Annotated in this window: 19 protein-coding genes; 9 read left to right on the top strand and 10 right to left on the bottom strand. The window is 53.0% G+C overall.

Annotated features, from left to right (window positions below):
* Window positions 1-32 precede the first annotated feature (32 nt).
* Both SIB79_RS09900 and SIB79_RS09895 read left to right on the top strand, forming a co-directional pair.
* Complete coding sequence (locus SIB79_RS09900) at window positions 33-1481, top strand: nucleotide sugar dehydrogenase (RefSeq protein ID WP_063404918.1); 1449 nt, start codon at window positions 33-35, stop codon at window positions 1479-1481.
* Complete coding sequence (locus tag SIB79_RS09895) at window positions 1478-2500, top strand: NAD-dependent epimerase (RefSeq protein ID WP_063404920.1); 1023 nt, start codon at window positions 1478-1480, stop codon at window positions 2498-2500. The genes SIB79_RS09900 and SIB79_RS09895 overlap by 4 nt, the downstream gene beginning before the upstream one ends.
* A 32-nt stretch (window positions 2501-2532) precedes the next feature.
* On the opposite strand, the gene SIB79_RS09890 is transcribed toward SIB79_RS09895, so the two are convergent.
* A complete protein-coding gene (locus SIB79_RS09890) occupies window positions 2533-4680 on the bottom strand; it encodes a bifunctional aldolase/short-chain dehydrogenase (protein WP_063404922.1) in 2148 nt (715 codons plus the stop codon).
* Window positions 4681-5409: 729 nt separating this feature from the next.
* Window positions 5410-6522, bottom strand: a complete 1113-nt coding sequence (mtnA, locus tag SIB79_RS09885; RefSeq protein ID WP_063404924.1) for an S-methyl-5-thioribose-1-phosphate isomerase — start codon at window positions 6520-6522, stop codon at window positions 5410-5412.
* A 705-nt stretch (window positions 6523-7227) separates the two neighbouring features.
* On the opposite strand from mtnA, the gene mtnP reads away from it, so the two are divergent.
* Window positions 7228-8142: an S-methyl-5'-thioadenosine phosphorylase gene (gene mtnP / locus SIB79_RS09880; RefSeq protein WP_063404926.1), complete on the top strand. Its 915-nt coding sequence runs from the start codon at window positions 7228-7230 to the stop codon at window positions 8140-8142.
* A gap of 90 nt (window positions 8143-8232) precedes the next feature.
* On the opposite strand, the gene SIB79_RS09875 is transcribed toward mtnP, so the two are convergent.
* The 6 genes from SIB79_RS09875 to SIB79_RS09850 form a co-directional block, all read right to left on the bottom strand.
* The gene (locus SIB79_RS09875) at window positions 8233-8430 is read right to left on the bottom strand and encodes a photosystem II reaction center protein J (protein ID WP_011827107.1); all 198 of its coding nucleotides are present in this window, start codon (window positions 8428-8430) and stop codon (window positions 8233-8235) included.
* Between the two features lie 12 nt (window positions 8431-8442).
* Window positions 8443-8562, bottom strand: a complete 120-nt coding sequence (locus SIB79_RS09870) for a photosystem II reaction center protein L (protein WP_011131264.1) — start codon at window positions 8560-8562, stop codon at window positions 8443-8445.
* Window positions 8563-8577: 15 nt separating this feature from the next.
* Window positions 8578-8727 (bottom strand): cytochrome b559 subunit beta, encoded by a 150-nt coding sequence (gene psbF / locus SIB79_RS09865; RefSeq protein ID WP_011131263.1) that lies wholly within the window; start codon window positions 8725-8727, stop codon window positions 8578-8580.
* Window positions 8728-8730: 3 nt separating this feature from the next.
* Window positions 8731-8979, bottom strand: a complete 249-nt coding sequence (gene psbE, locus SIB79_RS09860; protein ID WP_011131262.1) for a cytochrome b559 subunit alpha — start codon at window positions 8977-8979, stop codon at window positions 8731-8733.
* 106 nt (window positions 8980-9085) lie between these two features.
* On the bottom strand, window positions 9086-10093 hold the full coding sequence (locus SIB79_RS09855) for a photosynthesis system II assembly factor Ycf48 (RefSeq protein ID WP_063404928.1): 1008 nt from the start codon (window positions 10091-10093) through the stop codon (window positions 9086-9088).
* Between the two features lie 12 nt (window positions 10094-10105).
* A complete protein-coding gene (locus tag SIB79_RS09850; protein ID WP_063404930.1) occupies window positions 10106-10534 on the bottom strand; it encodes a rubredoxin in 429 nt (142 codons plus the stop codon).
* Window positions 10535-10617: 83 nt separating this feature from the next.
* On the opposite strand from SIB79_RS09850, the gene SIB79_RS09845 reads away from it, so the two are divergent.
* Genes SIB79_RS09845 through SIB79_RS09835 form a run of 3 tightly spaced genes read left to right on the top strand, consistent with a single transcriptional unit; the run spans window position 10618 to window position 12291 of the window.
* The gene (locus SIB79_RS09845; RefSeq protein WP_011131259.1) at window positions 10618-10980 is read left to right on the top strand and encodes an NAD(P)H-quinone oxidoreductase subunit 3; all 363 of its coding nucleotides are present in this window, start codon (window positions 10618-10620) and stop codon (window positions 10978-10980) included.
* Window positions 10981-10984: 4 nt separating this feature from the next.
* On the top strand, window positions 10985-11737 hold the full coding sequence (locus SIB79_RS09840) for an NADH dehydrogenase subunit K (RefSeq protein ID WP_063404932.1): 753 nt from the start codon (window positions 10985-10987) through the stop codon (window positions 11735-11737).
* Entirely contained in the window at window positions 11734-12291 is a 558-nt protein-coding gene (locus SIB79_RS09835; protein WP_063404934.1) for an NAD(P)H-quinone oxidoreductase subunit J, read from the top strand. Before SIB79_RS09840 ends, SIB79_RS09835 begins: the two co-directional genes overlap by 4 nt.
* On the opposite strand, the gene SIB79_RS09830 is transcribed toward SIB79_RS09835, so the two are convergent.
* Window positions 12285-13607, bottom strand: coding sequence for a gluconeogenesis factor YvcK family protein (locus SIB79_RS09830; protein WP_063405405.1), 1323 nt, complete (start codon window positions 13605-13607; stop codon window positions 12285-12287). The two genes, SIB79_RS09835 and SIB79_RS09830, sit on opposite strands and share 7 nt — an antisense overlap.
* Before the next feature lie 239 nt (window positions 13608-13846).
* Between SIB79_RS09830 and SIB79_RS09825 the strand changes: the two genes are divergently transcribed.
* Both SIB79_RS09825 and SIB79_RS09820 read left to right on the top strand, forming a co-directional pair.
* Window positions 13847-14590 carry an ABC transporter ATP-binding protein gene (locus tag SIB79_RS09825; protein ID WP_063405403.1) on the top strand — a complete coding sequence of 248 codons (744 nt, stop codon included), beginning with the start codon at window positions 13847-13849 and terminating at the stop codon, window positions 14588-14590.
* Window positions 14590-15465: an MlaD family protein gene (locus SIB79_RS09820; protein ID WP_063404936.1), complete on the top strand. Its 876-nt coding sequence runs from the start codon at window positions 14590-14592 to the stop codon at window positions 15463-15465. Before SIB79_RS09825 ends, SIB79_RS09820 begins: the two co-directional genes overlap by 1 nt.
* A gap of 52 nt (window positions 15466-15517) precedes the next feature.
* On the opposite strand, the gene SIB79_RS09815 is transcribed toward SIB79_RS09820, so the two are convergent.
* Window positions 15518-17656 carry a putative cobaltochelatase gene (locus SIB79_RS09815; protein WP_063404938.1) on the bottom strand — a complete coding sequence of 713 codons (2139 nt, stop codon included), beginning with the start codon at window positions 17654-17656 and terminating at the stop codon, window positions 15518-15520.
* On the opposite strand from SIB79_RS09815, the gene folK reads away from it, so the two are divergent.
* The gene (gene folK / locus SIB79_RS09810; RefSeq protein WP_328585530.1) at window positions 17592-18287 is read left to right on the top strand and encodes a 2-amino-4-hydroxy-6-hydroxymethyldihydropteridine diphosphokinase; all 696 of its coding nucleotides are present in this window, start codon (window positions 17592-17594) and stop codon (window positions 18285-18287) included. The two genes, SIB79_RS09815 and folK, sit on opposite strands and share 65 nt — an antisense overlap.
* Window positions 18288-18350: the final 63 nt, after the last annotated feature.

Here is an 18350-nt window from a genome sequence, read left to right as displayed (position 1 = left end):
CACCTTTTATTGAATCCGCCGTTTACAACGCTATGACTGCCTTTCAGATCCGCAACATCTGTTGCATTGGTGCGGGTTACGTAGGTGGTCCAACGATGGCAGTGATTGCCGATCGTTGTCCACAGATACAGGTGAACGTGGTGGACCTCAACGAGGCCCGTATTGCTGCTTGGAATGATCTTGATCTCAGCAAACTGCCTGTGTATGAGCCTGGATTGGATGTGGTCGTCGATAGGGCTCGCGGGCGCAACCTCACTTTCTCTACGCAGGTGGACGCTGCGATTGCTGCTGCTGACATGGTGTTCATCTCAGTGAATACACCAACCAAAACAAAAGGGTTGGGGGCCGGTCAGGCAAGTGATCTGCGTTGGGTCGAAGCTTGTGCTCGTCAGGTCGCTCAATCTGCGCAGGGGCACACGATTGTGGTTGAGAAGAGCACGCTGCCAGTGCGAACCGCTGAAGCTGTGCATTCGATTCTTGAGGCATCTCAGCGGCAGGCGGTTGATGGAGAGCCACCGATCAGTTTTGCTGTTTTGTCGAATCCAGAGTTCCTTGCCGAGGGCACGGCGATCCGTGATTTGGAGTCACCGGACCGTGTGCTGATCGGTGGGGAGAACCCTGTTGCCATTCAGTCTTTGGCAGAGATTTATCGCCAGTGGGTGCCAGCTGAGAAAATTCTGCTCACAAATCTTTGGAGTAGTGAGCTCTCCAAGCTCACCGCTAATGCGTTTTTGGCTCAGCGCATCAGTTCAATTAACTCAGTGGCGGCTCTTTGTGAACGCACCGGTGCGGATGTGCGTGAAGTAGCGCGCGCTATCGGTAGCGATTCTCGCATTGGCTCCAAGTTCCTTCAGGCTGGCCCTGGGTTTGGTGGAAGTTGTTTTCAGAAAGACATCCTCAATCTGGTTTATCTCTGTCGTCATTTCGGCCTGCCGGATGTGGCGGACTATTGGGAAAACGTGGTAGCTCTCAATACTTGGCAGCAACACCGTATTTCTCGTTTGGTGGTGCAAAAGCTTTTTGGAACGGTTACAGGTAAAAGACTGGCACTGCTTGGCTTTGCTTTTAAGGCAGACACCAACGACACTCGAGAATCCCCGGCGATTTGCATTGCTAATGATCTGCTGGAGGAGGGCGCCCAGCTGGCTATCTATGACCCGAAGGTGGATCCAGAACAGATTTCGTGTGATCTCCAGTTGCCGGCTAGTTCTCCGCCAGATGTCCAGGCAGGCCCTACCCGTGCCGCACTTAGCGGTGAAGGGACCTGGTGGTCTGTCAGCAGCGTTGCCGATGCAGTCGCTGGAGCTGATGCTGTGTTGATCTTGACGGAGTGGCCGCAATTCAAAGAGCTCGATTGGGCCGCTTTGGCACCTTTGATGCGTAAACCTGCCTGGGTGTTTGATGCCCGTGCTGTTGTCGATTCAGAAGCGGTGAAATCGTCTGGTTTGATGCTTTGGCGAGTTGGAGATGGTGCTATATGAGTAGATGCGTTGTTGTTAGCGGTGCTGCAGGATTCATCGGTGCTGCCCTCGTGCAGAGGCTGTTAGCCCAGGGTGAACGTGTCATTGGCATTGACAACCTGAATGACTACTACGATCCGTCTTTAAAGCGGGCACGACTTGCTCAGATTGAAGCGGCTTCCCTTAAAGCGTCTTGGACTTTTTATCCAATAGCCTTGGAAGATGGTGGAGGCATAGAGGAACTGTTTAGGCTTGAGAAGCCTCAGGTGGTCGTTAATTTGGCTGCACAGGCGGGGGTTCGTTACTCATTGGAGAATCCGGCGGCTTACATTCAGGCCAATTTGGTGGGCTTCGGTCACATCCTTGAGGGATGTCGGCATCATGGAGTGCAGCACTTGGTGTATGCCTCGAGTAGCTCGGTATATGGTGGCAATCGCAACTTGCCTTTTCACGAGCAACAGCCTGTGAATCACCCGGTGAGTCTCTATGCGGCCACCAAGAAGGCCAACGAATTGATGGCTCATACCTATAGCCATTTGTATGGGTTGCCTGCTACAGGATTGCGCTTCTTTACTGTGTACGGACCTTGGGGACGTCCGGATATGGCTCCGATGCTCTTCGCCAAGGCGATTCTTGCTGGCGAGCCCATCAAGGTGTTCAATTACGGAAAGATGCAGCGTGATTTCACCTATATCGACGATATCGTTGAAGGGTTGCTTCGTTGTTGCGACAAGCCTGCTACCGCAAATTTAGGCTTCGATCCGCGGAACCCTGATCCAGCCACCGCTGCTGTACCCCACCGTCTTTTCAATATTGGTAATAGTCAGCCCATTGAGTTGATGCATTTTATTGAGCTCTTGGAGAAGTCTCTCGGGAGGGAAGCGGTGAAGGACTTCCAGCCGATGCAACCTGGTGATGTGATGGCCACCGCTGCTGATACATCTGCTCTTGAGGCCTGGGTGGATTTTCGGCCGTCGACCCCAATCGCAGAGGGAGTGGAGTGCTTTTCTCAGTGGTATCGAAGCTTTTATGAGGTTTGATTGATAGCTTGACATGCATGTGCATGTAGGCGTCAACGCACCATCGCCGCAACATTGCCGCCGTCTACTGTCAGTAATGCACCAGTGGTTCGCGGCATTAAGGCTAATGCTACGAAAGCATTCGCCACATCACTTGCTCGGACTTCTGCACCGAGCAAGTTCCCACCCATGTAGCTGGCTTCGCTGATGCCGCGAGCTTCCGCTCGTTCTCGAATCATTGCCTGATCGAGCAGGCCGGACCGAATCCGATCTGCATTGATGGCGTTACAGCGAATGCTTGAGGGCCCTTCTTCCAGGGCGTATTGCTTCATAAGTGCCAGCAATGCCGCTTTTGCAATTCCGTAGGCTCCAAAACCAGGGCCTGGGTTTAGCGCTTGCTTGCTGATATTGAAGAGCAGCTGTCCGCCTAAGGATTTGCTGGGTTCTGTCGTTCTATTGCCCTGGGCTCGAAACAGGCGAACTGCAGCTTGTGCAACGTGCTGGTGAGCAAATAGGTTGAGCTCGAAGCTTGCTCGCAACTTGGATTCTGGAAGAGTGGCAATGTCTCCGCTCCAAGCCGCCCCAGCATTGGATACCACGATGTCTAAACCCCCGAAGCAAGCTGCAATTGTCGTGAATGCATCATGAACCTCAGCAGCATTGGTGAGGTCGCACTTCAGTCCGAGAGCACTTGAGCCACATTTTTTGGCAGTCGTTGTTGCTGCTTCACCATTCTTGTCAAGTACGACAACTTGTGCACCTTGCTTGGCGAAGGCAAGGGCGATCGCTGCACCAATTCCACCACCACCACCAGTGACCAAGACAACATGGCGTGCCAGTGGTGCTTCTTTGCCCTTGCCGAGCTTTGCTTGTTCGAGACTCCAGTACTCCATCTCGAAGGTATCTGCCTCGTTGACTGGTTGAAAACGTCCCACTGATTCAGCTGCCATCAGTGTGGCGGCCCAGGCTTCACCAATATCTGCGGTGACATTAGCTTCAGCTGTTGAACGGCCTAGGCCAACGAGGCCAAGTTCAGGGATTGCGATCAGCCTTGGTAGTGGATCGAGGTGTTGTTTATGGCTTCCAACGCGAGCATTCTGACGCTCGAAGTAATCCTGATATGAGTGGATGTATTTCTCTAATGCCAGTTTTGCTGAGTGGAGCCATTCTTCCAGCACTGGGCAGGATTCAATCGCTTCATCTCCTTGGAGTTGTGGAGGCTTTTTGAGAATGAGCGGCCAGGGTTTGGTTCGGATTACGTGGTCGGGGGTAGCGACTCCACGGCGAGACCAGTCTTGGAGGTGAATGTCGTTGACTAGTTGGAGTGCCAGTGGGGTTGAGCGCAACTCCATAAGCCAACGTTGGGGGGCGTTATGCATAGCTGCGGATTGAGCCAGGGCACCACGTAACAGTGGGAGCAGAATTGCAGCGATGTTTTTTTTAGGAGCTGGATTGGTTGGTGGTGGTAGGCAAAGCGTTGGGGTTTCCCCAAGACGCTCTTCCGCCTCACGCACCAAGTTGATCATTCGCTCGTAGCTTTGTTGTGCTGTGGCAGCAAACGAAAATAAGCCGTGCTTGAGAAGCACCATCCCTTCAAGTTCAACTCCCGCTTTAGCTGCTTCTACTTCTGCTTGTTCGTAGGCTTTGATGGCGGCCAACGCTAGTTGGAAGCCTGGCATGACATAGGGAACAATCGCGACACGTCGACCGTAGAGTTCACGGCAGATCTGTTCGGCATCTGGTTGATCTGCAAGGGCTAAAACAGCTACTGCGTGGGTGTGATCGACGAATTTGCTTGGTAAGAACGCGTGTAGTAGTGCTTCAACCGAAGGGTTGGGTGACGATGGATCGATCAGGTTGCTGCGTTGAGCTGCAACCATGTCTTCGTCGCTAAGTGCAGATAGATCTCTTAAGGCCTGCAGGTTCTCCAATCGCACAGCAGGATGGCCGGCCGGCTCGATGGTTGATAGGTCCCAGCCCGAGCCCTTCACGCACAACACTGGTATGTGATCGCCAAACAATCCTGTGCAGCTGGTTTTAACCGAGGTGTTGCCTCCGCCATGCAGCACCAGCTGGGGATCGGAGCCGAGCAGACGGGCTGTGTAAGTGCGGAGAGCCAGATCTTCAGAGACGTCCTGCGCGGCGTAAGACTTGATGGCAGCTTGTGCCTCGGCATCCGACCAGCGGTTTTGGCACGTCATTGATTGGTGCGTATCGACGGGAACGTTACTTCAGTCGCGCTGAAGTTCCTCTGTTTTCTCCTTTGCTGATGTTTAAGGGTCAAAGCTTTATTAGGCAGTTCGTTGAGATGTTGCCATGCCAAGAATCATAATTCCTTGGCATGAAGTGTTGACTGAAGAAATTCTCAGCCAGATGGCTGAACTTTTCCTGATTGGTTATTTTGTATATGCTTTTTCGTGTGGGCTTTGTAGATGAAAAAAGATGTTGACATAAAAGTTCTGAAGCCTCGGATGCTTGGGACTTTGAATGATTATGGGGACATATATAGCAGAGGGTAATATTGGCTATTCCTGTCAAGTCGAGCAGCCTTCCGTTGATCATTGTCGAGCTCTAGATGTGATGAGCTATTTAGCTCTGGTGTTGGAAAGATGTAAAATTGAGGAATAAAAGCTTGCTATGTGTAATGCCATATCTTTTTGCAAAGCATTTAATCTCGATGAGGATTTGTTCCTTTTGCATGGGTTCCAGCCAAGTCTTGTGAGTGAGAAATGTAAGAATCTTCCTTGCATTTGAGTGTGTAAGTTGAGTCGATCTTAGTGATTTCAATTCATCTCATGTTTAGCATCTATGGATAGTGAGGATTGAGTGTTGCTGTGAAGATTTTTCTATGATTAAAGACGACCTTGAGTTTGATTAGTCATTGATCAATCTTTCCGTAGTGATATTTTTGCATTCATTGGTTTTGATTTCTAATCATCGCAGTAAAGCTCCATGAGACCCGTCTCGCTTGCTGCCGCGACTCCGCGTTCGGTGATTAGGGCCGTTACGAGGCGCGCAGGGGTTACATCAAAAGCAGGGTTGAATCCTTCGCTTTGATTGGGAGTGAGTTGCACGGTGGTGAGTTGGTTGTTGCTAGAAGCGTTGTTGTTTCGTCCTTGGATGTGGGTCACTTCCATCGCCGAGCGGGTTTCGATAGGGATTTCTGCGATCCCATCCGAGATTGACCAGTCGATTGTTGAGCCGGGTAGGGCCACATAAAAGGGCACGCTGTTGTCTAGGGCCGCTAAGGCCTTGAGATAGGTGCCGATTTTGTTGCAAACGTCACCGCTGCGTGTGGTTCGGTCGCTACCTACGACGACTGCGTCAACATATCCTTGCTGCATAAGGTGCCCACCCGCGTTATCCACGATCACGGTATGGGGTACGCCTTCACGACCTAGTTCGTAGGCAGTGAGGCTCGCGCCCTGGTTGCGGGGGCGTGTCTCGTCAACCCATACATGAATGTTTAGGCCGGCCCGGTGGGCCTTGTAAATCGGTGCCAGCGCGGTCCCCCAATCAACGGTGGCTAGCCATCCAGCATTGCAGTGGGTGAGCACTTGTATGGGCTCTTGTTGTCTCACGCTTGGTCTGCCTGTCGCAAGTTTTTGGATGATTGCTAAGCCATGGTTGCCGATGGCCTCACACATGGCCACGTCCTCCTCGGCAATGAGGGCAGACTCGGCTCTGGCGGCATCTGCCCGCTTAGCTGGTTGAAGCGGTTTTACTTTGTCTCGGATTCGTTTGAGGGCCCAGCGCAGATTGACTGCTGTTGGCCGGGTGGCATTGAGTTGCTTAAAGGCCGCCTCTAGGGCGTCATCGCTGGGGTCTTCTTGTAGGGCCAGCATTAATCCATAGGCCCCGGTGACTCCGATCAATGGAGCCCCACGCACCACCATGGTGCGAATTGCGGTTGCGGCCTCTTGGCAGTTGCTGAGCTTGAGGGTGCTGAACTTGTGGGGCAGTTGGGTTTGATCGATCACGCCGACTGAATGCCCATCTTTTTCAAGCCAGATGGTGCGCCAGGCTGTGCCATCAATGTTCATGACCTTTCACCATTTAGATGATCCTGGGCAGTGTTGATCGAGTCGATGTTATGCCTGGGCAGATCCTAATTTCTAAAGCGGTCAGGTTGCATGGCTAATTCATCCTGGTGCAATCGCCCATTGTGATATTTGGCTACTAATACATTGAGCCTTGCTGCGAGCAAGGCTTCTGCATTGATGTCATGGTTGAAGATTAGCTCAAGTGTGGCTTGTTGATTATTGCTAGGCCCAGTAACCTTTTGGGCTGAATGAAAGCATTAGGCCTGGTCTAACCTTTGCCTGGTTTAGTGCCTCTTGTGTTGATGAGTTAACTCTTTTTTAAATTAACCTTATCAAGATAAACCTCGCCTTCAGGTTTTAAAATGCTTTTTAAGCCAGTTAGGATTTGCTCTTGTTCAACCCAATGCAGTGGATCAAGGTGGCTCTTTAGATGATTGCCCGCTGGAATTATTTAATTGTTATTTCACGTGTGTGTGCATGCATCTTGATCGTAAACACTTTGTAAGTTATCTCAGGGATTGATGGATTCTTTCTGCTGGAGACCTTGACCAGTTAACCTTTTAAAGGTTGAATAAATATTTGCTAATTAAACACATGACTTGATGTGATACTTCGGCTATCAGTTGTATGCTTGAAGCCCTTGAAGGCTATAAGTATTGATCGAGTTATTGACGGGCTATGCTATTTAAAGCTGAAAGACGTTAATTGAATCGCCTCACAACTTCTCCTCTCGAAGGCGCTCGTTTGGGAGTTTTGGGAGGCAGTGGTCTCTATGCCATCGAAGGCCTTGAGAACATTCAAGAATTGGAGATTGATACTCCCTTTGGAAAGCCTTCGGACGCTTTTCGACTCGGCACCCTTGACGGTATGGAGGTGGTATTTCTTGCTCGCCATGGGCGTAATCACACGTTTTTGCCTACGGAAGTTCCCTATCGAGCGAATATTTGGGCGATGCGTTCGCTTGGTGTGCGTTGGATCCTTTCGCCTTCAGCAGTTGGTTCATTGCAGGAACAGGTGCGCCCTTTAGACATGGTGGTACCTGATCAATTCATTGATCGGACTCATCAGCGACCACTGACTTTTTTTGGAGATGGGGCGGTGGCTCATGTGGCAATGGCTGATCCTTTTTGCCTCACGCTTTCTCGCTTGTTAGCGGATGTTGGCGAAAGCCTGATGCCGGATGGACGCCAATTGCATCGTAGTGGTACCTATCTGGCGATGGAAGGTCCGGCCTTTTCCACTCGAGCTGAATCGAAGCTATATAGGAGTTGGGGCTGCATGGTGATCGGAATGACCAATCACACTGAGGCTCGTCTGGCTCGGGAAGCAGAGATTGCCTATGCTTCTTTATCAATGGTTACTGATTACGATTGTTGGCATGGTCACCATGACAGCGTGACTGTAGAGATGGTGCTTGCAAATCTGAGGGCCAATGCACAGTTGGCCACAAAGATCGTTCGGGCAACAGCCAAAATGGTTGCAGATATTCGTCCCGTCAGCACAGCTCACAATGCTTTGGAAGATGCTTTGCTAACCGCCAAAAAACATGTAACTGACAAAACCCGCCGCAAACTTGACCTCTTTACAAGGCCTTATTGGGGCGAGTTTGGCGGTAGTTGATGGTCAGTTTTTGTTTTTTAGAAGATCTAACTCTGCATGTAAATCCCCACCCTGCTAGGTAGGGTTTACACACAGAATCTTGAATCTAAATTAAGCGGAACCGACTCCAGTGAAGGAGCCGAAGAAGAAGAGGCCTAGGACTGAGAGGACCGCCATGCCGCCAACTGTGGCAACTAACCATAGGGGTAGGGACCCTTCTGTCCAGCGGCGTTCCCATGAAACGGCTGGAGTGCCGTCAGGAAGACGGTCAGGTATGCGTCCATCAGGGCCTTTAAGTTTCGTACTCATGCTTCAGATCCCTTAGTTGAAGAAGTAGCTGGTAAACAGCACGGCTGTCACAAAAACTAGCAAAAGCCCTAGGTAAAGGCTGGTGCGGTTCAGTTCTGCCGGCAGGTTGTTCGGGTTTGGGTTTTGCTCCATGGTTTGGGAGTGGGATCAGCGACGGATGAGCTGCATGGCGGTTATGGCGCCAAGAAAAAACACTGTGGGTACACCCAGGACGTGTACAGCGAGCCAACGCACCGTGAAAATCGGATAGACACGGACGTTAAGAGCTTGAAGAGGTGCAGAAGAAGATTGAGCCATGGCTTATTGCAGGCGCAGGTCGAGTTGGGATTTGGCTTCGTAGCGTTGGCTAACGACAGGAGCCTTGCTTTCGCTTGCCTGGAAATAGGCATCAGGGCGAGGTGTGCCGAATGTGTCATAGGCAAGGCCCGTGGACACAAACAGGTAGCCGGCGAGGAAGATCGACGGCAGGGTAACGGCGTGGATCACCCAGTAGCGGATGCTAGTGACGATCTCGAAAAAAGGGCGTTCCCCGGTGGAGCCAGCAGCCATGGCCTCAGGCGTATCAGCCTTTAGATCCTATAAGGCTGAGCCTCAACACTGCGTCTGGTGAACGGCATGGTTACAGAGCGTTGCTCATTTGGCTGACGGTCAAGCCTTAGCCCACCCAGCGCAGCAGGTGGCCTCGTTCCCCAAGAACAAACCCTTTGGCTTGGCTTTCAGAGCTGGTGTCGAACAGGATCCTGATCAAGTTCGAGGGCTGTGTGTCGCCCATGGGATCGATCTGCCAGCTTTTTCCGTCATCCAGAGTCTTAATAAGAGTTCCGTTGCCGCCCGCTGCCCAGATGCCCCCGTTGGGATCCCAGGACAGATCTAGGTAGTTGTAGCCATTGGTGATTGGAATCATCGCTTTCCCCCAGCTGTCGACGTTTCCGGGTTGATCGTTCAGGCGGATCTCGGCCCCCCTGGCCACCATCCATAGTTCACCGTTGGGTTGATAACCCAGGCTCTGCACCCGCTTGCTGCTGACCCTCTCATGGTTTTGCCAAACATCCTGGCCTACATTCAAGGTGGAGAAGAAATTACCGAGACTGCTCACGCTCACGTAATTGCCAGCTGCACTGCGCCTGAGGTCGCGCACTGCACCTGCCGCTTCACTCACAGTTGCTTTCCAGGTGGTGCCACCATCGCTTGTGCGATAGATGGCACCTGCGTTGGTGGCAAGCTCAGCATTATTTGGACCTAGGTTGGTAATCAGATATGGATCGCCTGGGAGTTTGTTTTCAAGCTTCAGGCGTGACCAGTTCTTGCCTGCGTCAGTGCTGTGCATCACCAGCCCTGGCTGCCCAGCGATCCAACCCTCATTGCCGTTGAAATCGATACTGATGAGCCGGAAGTTTTCATCCTCTTCAAGATCCAAGCTGCGCTTCTTCCAGCTGATACCGCCATCATTTGATTCCATGATTAAGCGGTTGGTACCAACAACGAAGCCGTGGTTGGCGTCAGAGAAACTGATGTCCAGTGGATTTGACTCAGTGTTCAACTCCAAGGGTTGCCATGGGCTGGTGCTGGCGACCGGAAGCCGGCTGGTGACGCACCCACTGAGGCCGAACCCGATGGCCGCAATCAGCAGAAGGTTGAAAAGGTTCGAGAACAGGCGGCTCATGGCAGGGATGCGTTAACGCAGTGAGTAGAGGGAGAGGAAGAAGGCGAAGGCCAGTGCCAGGCCTCCAAAGATCAGGACATTCTTTTGCCCTGGTGTTAAGCGGTTGACGCCAATGCCGTAGTTGAGGTTTTGGTCAAAGCCGCTAGGTGCACTGCGAGGACCGATGTTTTTGAAGGCGTCGATGCGGGCACGGCATACGGGGCAACGAAAGTTGGTTGGATCGAGATCCTTGAAAGCTGTTCCGGAAGTGATGCCAAGCTTCTTGACTCCTTCTTCTGGGTCATAGACGTAACCGCAACTGCGGCACTCAAAGCGATGGGTGAGCTGATCGGTGTCGGACTCTGCTGAGGCGATGGTGTCTGTGGCCATACCATCAACGTCAGTTTGAGCAACTGATTCGGCTTCTGTCGAGTCTTCGGCAGGTGTGGTTTTGTCGCTCACAGCTGCACTGTCAGGTGGGATAACTCTATCGGCGTTAGCCCAAGGCAGTGAATGCCAGACTGAGAAGCAAGTCGTACTTGTCTATGTTTGCGCTGCCGGGTTATGACGCTTTTCTCGGCTTTCTGCTGATCTCAGCAGCAGTACCGATCTTGGCGCTTGTCACCAACAAGCTCTTGGCGCCTCGCAGTCGTACCGGCGAGCGGGAGCTGACCTATGAATCAGGGATGGAGCCCATTGGTGGTGCCTGGATTCAGTTCAACATTCGCTACTACATGTTCGCTTTAGTTTTCGTCATCTTTGATGTCGAAACCGTTTTCCTTTATCCCTGGGCTGTGGCATTTCATCGCTTAGGTCTATTGGCTTTCATCGAAGCCCTTATTTTTATTGCCATCCTTCTTGTTGCACTGGCTTATGCCTGGCGCAAGGGTGCCCTCGAGTGGAGTTGATTTCATGTCAGTGCCCCCCTCCATCGATGCCGTACGTGACTTGCGTGCAGCGAGTTGTGGCCCTGTCGGCGCTCCCAGTGTGACCAGTGACTTGAGTGAGAACATCATTCTCACAAGCCTGGACGATCTACACAATTGGGCTCGGCTTAGCAGTCTCTGGCCGTTGCTGTATGGCACCGCGTGTTGCTTTATCGAGTTCGCGGCTCTGATTGGATCACGTTTTGATTTTGACCGTTTTGGCTTGGTGCCCCGAAGCTCTCCTCGGCAGGCTGACCTCTTGATCGTTGCCGGCACGGTGACCATGAAGATGGCTCCAGCCCTGGTCAGGCTTTATGAGCAGATGCCTGAGCCTAAATACGTGATTGCTATGGGTGCATGCACGATCACTGGTGGCATGTTCAGTGCTGACTCCACTACCGCTGTGCGTGGAGTAGACAAGCTCATCCCCGTAGACCTGTATCTCCCAGGGTGCCCACCTCGCCCTGAAGCAATTTTTGATGCGGTGATCAAGTTACGTAAAAAAGTGGGTGATGAATCGGTTGCTGAGCGGATCAAGATTGCCCAGACCCACCGCTACTTCACAGTGCCCCATCAAATGAAGCGAGTTGAGCCAATTGTCACCGGGGCCTACTTGAGTGCTGATAGCCAGAAAGCTGCCTTGATGCCTGGTGCTGGGCTACCAATGGCTGCGGAGTTGAACACCTCTGAAATTGATGCCAGCCCAGCTTCTCAGTCTTCATCAACCTACGACTCATGAGCGAGACCCCTTCCACCCCCCCGGTGCCGGCGGGTCCGGAACCGGGACCTGTAAGCCGCTGGCTCAACCAGCAGGGTTTTGAGCATCAGTTGCTTGATCCTGATCATCTTGGTGTGGAGGTGATTGGTGTGGAGTCGATGTTCCTGCAGGTGATCGTTGCAGCTCTCAAGGCTGATGGTTTTGATTATCTTCAATGCCAGGGTGGCTATGACGAAGGCCCTGGCCAGCAGCTGGTTTGCTTCTACCATCTCGTGGCCATGGCTGAAATGGTTGCAAAGATGGGGGTGGGAGATTCGTCGTCGGAAGCGGCCAAGGTCCGTGAGGTACGCCTCAAGGTGTTTTTATCCCGTGAAGACACACCTTCGCTCCCATCGATCTACGGCTTGTTTCGCGGAGCTGACTGGCAGGAGCGGGAAACCTTTGACATGTTCGGCATCAACTTTGAGGGACATCCCCATCCGAAAAGGTTGCTAATGCCTGAAGACTGGAAGGGCTGGCCACTGCGGAAAGATTATGTGCAGCCAGACTTTTATGAGATGCAGGATGCTTATTGAGCATTCTTTTTATACTTTCGATAGAAGCGCATCACCGCTAGGGCAAGGCTGCGTGGGTCATGGCGCAGTGTTGCGCGAGGCCTTTTCCCTTGCAATGGAGCTTGCATCAACTCATAGCCCTTGGCGATGAGCGCTTGAGCATCACAGTTGACCGGTTCAGCGCCTCGTGCTTGATATTGCTTCACTAATGGGGATTCTCCTAGGTCATCCTGGGCCAATACGGCATTGAATAGTTTCTGGCTGATGCCCAGGCTGGCGAGTTGGGCTTCGATTGCTCTTAGGTGACCAACAACATCCAGGCCATCTGTTTCGCCGGGTTGAGTCATTAAGTTGCAGATGTAAAGCTTCGGTGCTCGGCTCTGCTGGATGGTTCGCACTAAGGCCGGTACAAGCAAATTGGGTAATAGGGATGTGTAGAGGCTGCCAGGCCCTAGAAGAATCAGGTCTGCATTAGAGATTGCCTCTAGCGCGCTGGGCAGGGCTGGTGGTTGTGCGGGCAAGCAGCCAAGCCTCACGATTGGACTTGGGGCCTTGCCGATCGCTGATTCCCCTTCAATGCGCTGGCCGTTTTCCAGTTCCGCCCAGAGCTGTACATCTGCATTGGTCGCGGGAACGACCTGACCCTGAACTGCGAGGACTCGACTAGACGCTGTGATGGCTGTCTCTAGATTGCCCGTGATGGCTGATAGTGCAGAGAGAAAGAGATTGCCGAAGCTGTGGCCCTCTAGGCCACTACCTGCTGAGAAACGATATTGAAACAGTCTTGTGAGCAGGGGTTCTTCTGTTGAGAGTGCAGCCAGGCAGTTGCGAATGTCGCCTGGGGGCTGAACACCAAGTTCGCGACGCAGGACTCCGCTACTGCCGCCATCGTCAGCAACTGTGACTATCGCTGTGATGTTGCTGCTGTAGCGCTTCAGGCCACTGAGCAGAGTGGAGAGGCCTGTTCCACCTCCGATGGCGACGATGTTAGGGCCGCGGTTGAGTTTGCTTTTGGCACGAAGGGCGTCGACGAGCACGGTGTCCTTGTCGGGCGCTAGTGCTTGTTGTATCGAGCCAAAGCTGCGGCTTTGTCCCCACAGCACTAGGGCGGCTCCGATTAAGACCACTAAAGGACCTGTAATGCTGCGTGGCAGAACAGTTGTGATTGTTCCCAGTAACCAGATGAGGGTCTCGATGATCCAGTAGATGGGCTTGAGGTCCGCCCAGATGGCTGCTCCTAGAAGTGCCATGAGAAGGCCCAGGCCCGAAGTGAGCAGCCAACGCTTGACGACCAGTCCAGGTAGCAGCCAACTCACGGCTCTGCGAGAACGGATCATTAGACCCCTTTCGCTAGCAGCCTTTATCCCTTTGATATTGGCGCGGCGCTGATGAGAGCGGCGCTGGCTAAAGCGGTGTTTGGGCGAGGTCACATGCGCGGGGACAAACCGGCCATAGGTCTTTAACGCAACTGTACGAAAGCTTTCCTTCTTCGACATCCCGGGCACAATGACTCGGTTCTAAGCACAGGGTATTTGTGTCAAAAGCCACCCCCGTGGTCGAGATGTGTGATCTCACCATGCAGTGGGGAGAATGGCCAGTGCTTGATCAGGTCAACTTGGTCATGCAGCCTGGGGAACGCTTGGCGGTCGTGGGGCCCTCTGGTGCTGGTAAGTCAACGGTGTTGCGGTTGCTGGCAGGTTTGGAGTTGCCTACGAGCGGAGAGCTTCGTCTCTTTGGTGAGCAGCAGGCTTATTTGCGTCTTGATCAGGAGCAACCCCCTGATGTGCGCCTTGTTTTTCAAAACCCAGCCTTGCTGGCCTCCCTCACGGTTGAGGAGAACGTGGGGTTTTTGTTGATGCGGGGGGGGCGCATTAAGCAGAAGGAGATTCGTGAGCGAGCCATAGCTTGTCTAGAAGCTGTAGGGCTCTACGATGTGGCTGATCTACTGCCAGGCCAGCTCAGTGGTGGCATGCAGAAACGAGTCAGTTTTGCTAGGGCCCTCATTGATGATCCTGATCGGGAGAGTGGACCGATGCCGTTATTGCTTTATGACGAGCCAACTGCTGGCCTTGATCCTGTGGCGTGCACAAGAATTGAAGATTTAATTGTTAAGACCACCACAGTGGCCCGAGGTTGTTCTGTAGTGGTGAGCCATGTACGCAGCACGATTGAACGTTCTGCAGAAAGGGTGGTGATGCTTTATGGAGGCAAGTTTCACTGGGCTGGCTCTATAGAAGACTTCGGTAAGACGGATAATCCTTACGTTGAACAGTTCCGTACCGGTAGTCTTCGCGGGCCAATGCAACCTGAAGAGCATTGATGTCTATGCGACGCAGCGTTCGTGATGCGATTGTCGGATTCTCCATCGTTGGAGCAGTGGTTGCCTTTGCAGGAACCTTGCTCTGGTTAAGGGGTGTGCGTCTTGGCGCCAATGTTTGGAGCATCAAGGTGAACTTCCCCGATGCAACTGGTCTTGCTGAACGTTCCCCCGTGACTTATCGCGGCATCTTGGTGGGCACTGTGGTCAAAATCGATGTGACTTCCCAAGCTGTGTGGGCCACCCTTGAAATCAATAAGGGTGATCTGCGCCTTTCCAAGCCGGTTGTCGCCAAGGTGGCCTCTAGTTCATTGCTTGGGGGTGATTCTCAGGTGGCGTTGGTGAGTCTTGGCAAGCCGTTGTCTGCTAATGCTCCCCTGCCTGGATCAATGGATTGTTCTGGCAGCAAGGTGTTGTGTAACGGGGCAACGATTGTGGGTGAGGCTCCGGTGAGCATCTCTTCAGTGACAGAGAGACTTGAGCGCATTCTGCAAGAGGCAGAGAAGCAGAAGTTGGTCACGTATTTGGTTGATACCACCAAGCAGATTGAGAGCACTGCCGAAGATGTCTCTAAATTAATGCGTAAGCTCAAGGATGAGGTAGCTCGAGCTGAACCAATGATTACCAACCTCAATCTGGCAACCGGCCATATCAACAATGTGGTTGAAGAATTTGATAACCCCAAAACAGTTAATGATCTCAAGCAGACTGTGAGTTACGCTCGCTCGCTTACTAAAAAGTTTGATGCAGTGGGTGGAGATGTGGAAAAGCTTACGAATGATCCGCAATTCATGAATGCTGTGCGTAGCGTCACGATTGGCCTTGGTGAGTTTTTTAATGAGCTTTACCCGGCTCAAACTGGTGGTGATAGACCTTGAATTATGAGGCTCTATAGAGCCTATATGCGTAATCAATTCATAGGCTTAAGTATTATTTAACCTGGTCAATTGCTTCCATTGCGATGGCGGCAATCGCTTGATCAGTTGCCTTTGGCAGTTGGACGTATTTGCCGGCGGCGGCTTCTGCTAGGTCCTTGCCCATGCCACTGCCGATGAACTTACGCTCGGTGTCGATCACTAGCAATTTGATCCCCAGACTGCGGTAGCGGCTCGCTACATCAAGTAATTCCTGCTTTAAATCTGGTGGCTCTTCTCCTTCAAGTTGTGGCTGACCTAGTGATGTCCCTAAAGGTACATTGCCGCGTCCATCCGTGATGGCAACAACGACAACTTGGGCGAGATCTCCTTTAGACAATGCGTTAGCACCCACACGAGCAGCCTGGGTAAGACCATGGGCGAGAGGGGAGCCGCCGCCGCAGGGCATCACTTCTAGCCTTCTTTTTGCTGCAGTAATCGATTTGGTTGGAGGGAGTAAAACCTCCGCTTGTTCTCCTCGGAATGGGATGAGTGAAACCTCATCTCGGTTCTCATAGGCCTCGGTGAGTAAGCGAATGACAGCTCCCTTGGCGCCCTGCATGCGATTTAGAGCCATCGAACCGCTTGCATCAACAAGGAAAATGACGAGTGAACCAGCCTTGCGTTGCAGCAACTTGGCTCTCAGATCTCCTTCTTCGACAATCACTGTGCGATCCGGCTGTCTGGATCGCCGAGCTTTTTGATATGGGGCCGCAGCTCTTAATGTCGCGTCGACGGCGATACGTCGAACAGGGCCACGAGGGATGATGGGCCTGACGTAGCGGCCACGGCTGTCACTGAGTACTGCCGATCGGTTCCCACTGTTTCCACTTTTTGACTTGGCTGCAGAAAACAGCAAAAGGTCTGGATCGATTGCAATTGCTTCTGGATCAAGCATGAACTCTTCTGGAACCGGTGGTGATGTCTGCTCTTCAGGGGTGTCTTCGTCATCATCTTCATCCTCTTCAGAAGTGTCTTCTTGCGATTGATCTGGTGGTGGCGGTGCTTGCTGTTGCTCTGGCGGGGGGGGCTCCATTTGCTCTTCTTGAGGCGGCAACTGCAATGCACGCGGTGCAATCACCAGCCGCACGGCGACTTGGAGGTCGTCTGCTTCAACCTGGTCTCGGCCGCTGAGAGCCGCGTGGGCCCGTGCCACGCGTACTGCATAAAGCTCAGAGCGATGCCCTTCCACGCCTCCACGAATGGCTTCATTGACCAGATATTCGATCTGTGCGTGGCTGATTTGTACATCCGGCAGCCATTGACGAGCCAGTAGCAGCTGAGTTGCTAGTGCTTCGGTCTCTTGGGCCCACTTTGCAGCGAAGCTGACACTGCATTGGCCATGGGCCAGTACTGCCTCGGTGATCTCAACACGTTGCTCGTTGCTGATCAGCTGGTCGGCGGAGAGAGCGATGGCGAAACGGTCCAATAGGTGATCGCGCATTGCCCCTTCTTCAGGGTTGTAAGTAGCAATCAGTAGTGGTCGGCAGGGATGGCTGAGGCTGAGGCCTTCTCGCTCTACTCGGTTTTCGCCGGCTCCCACTGCCGCCAGCATGAGGTTGACGATGCCGTCATCCAACAGATTGAGCTCATCGAGATAGAGCACTCCCCGATGGGCTTCTGCTAGTAGTCCAGGTTGGAAGACTGGGGTTCCACTGGTTAGGGAGGCCGTGACGTCTACAGCGCCAACAAGTCTGTCTTCAGTGATGCCAATTGGAACTTGCACAAAGGGTGCTGGGATCACACGGCTCGGCAGTGGCTCCTTTGAGTGCTCCTCATCGGTGGCGCCCTGTTTCGTGATCAGGCGTTGGCTCGCTTCGTCCCATTCCTCAGGGAGCTGTGGATCCAGGTTGAGGCCAATGGGGCGATGAATTTGTGAAGTCTGCTGATCTTTGCTAAGGGCTTCCAGGTCGAGTACATCGATTGGCGGTAGCAGTGCATGCAGTCCCCGTGCCAAGACCGATTTGCCAGTGCCGCGGCCGCCGGCGATTACCACCCCACCCAGTTCTGGATCAACCGCTGCTAGGAGCAGTGAAAGCTTGAGCGTTCCATGGCCTGTAATTGCGGCAAGAGGAAAAGCACGAGTGGCCATGTCCTGGCCTGCTCCATCTCTGGACCTTGTGTTGGCAGTTGCGGCCGATCCGCTTGCAACCATGGAGTCCCCCCGGCTCGATGACGTGTGCGCCAGTCTCGCTGATCAACTCGGAGTTTCTACTGCTTATTCTGCTCCAAGCACGTTGGCTGTGGCACTAGGAGCCAATTTGGCTAGTGCTTTTGGACCTCCGCGTGCCACCTTGAGGGCAGTGCGGCCTGAGTTAGAGCAGACCATCCATGAGTGGCTCTCAACATCGCTTGGAGAGGCACCACGCGAAAGGGTGAATCCTGCAGGTTTGCGTTGCCGTTGGTCGCCATTATTTGAGACCGACCCCGTTGGCGGTCCACCCGAGCAGCCTGTCTACATCAATGCGGTAGTTGTGGTGGATGGGCCGCGGCTTGCTTTGTTGCAGCCTTGTGAAGCGGCTGCGCTGTCCTTGTTAGCCAGGCTTCTGGCCCTGGAGAAGCGCTTCGGACGAGATCGTCAGGCAGAGTTGATGCGCTGGGAATCGCGCTCACTGGATCTTGATTTGCTTGCCTGGGGCGCACTACAGGTTCAGCACGAGGCCCTAATCCTTCCTCACCCCCGTCTGATTGAGCGAAGTTTTGTCGTGGTGCCACTTGCAGCGGCCCTAACGGGAGTGGGTAAGGAGCCGCGCCGTATTCCCCCTGATTTGGACTGGCTTGAATAGGGGTGACGCAATTCAATTCCGTTTCTGAGCATCAGCCACCATGCTGGGAGTTCTTTGTTGACT

The sequence above is a fragment of the Prochlorococcus sp. MIT 1342 genome, from assembly GCF_047304495.1.
GTDB classification, from domain to species: Bacteria; Cyanobacteriota; Cyanobacteriia; order PCC-6307; family Cyanobiaceae; genus Prochlorococcus; species Prochlorococcus marinus_D.
This window is presented reverse-complemented; position numbering and strand designations above follow the sequence as displayed.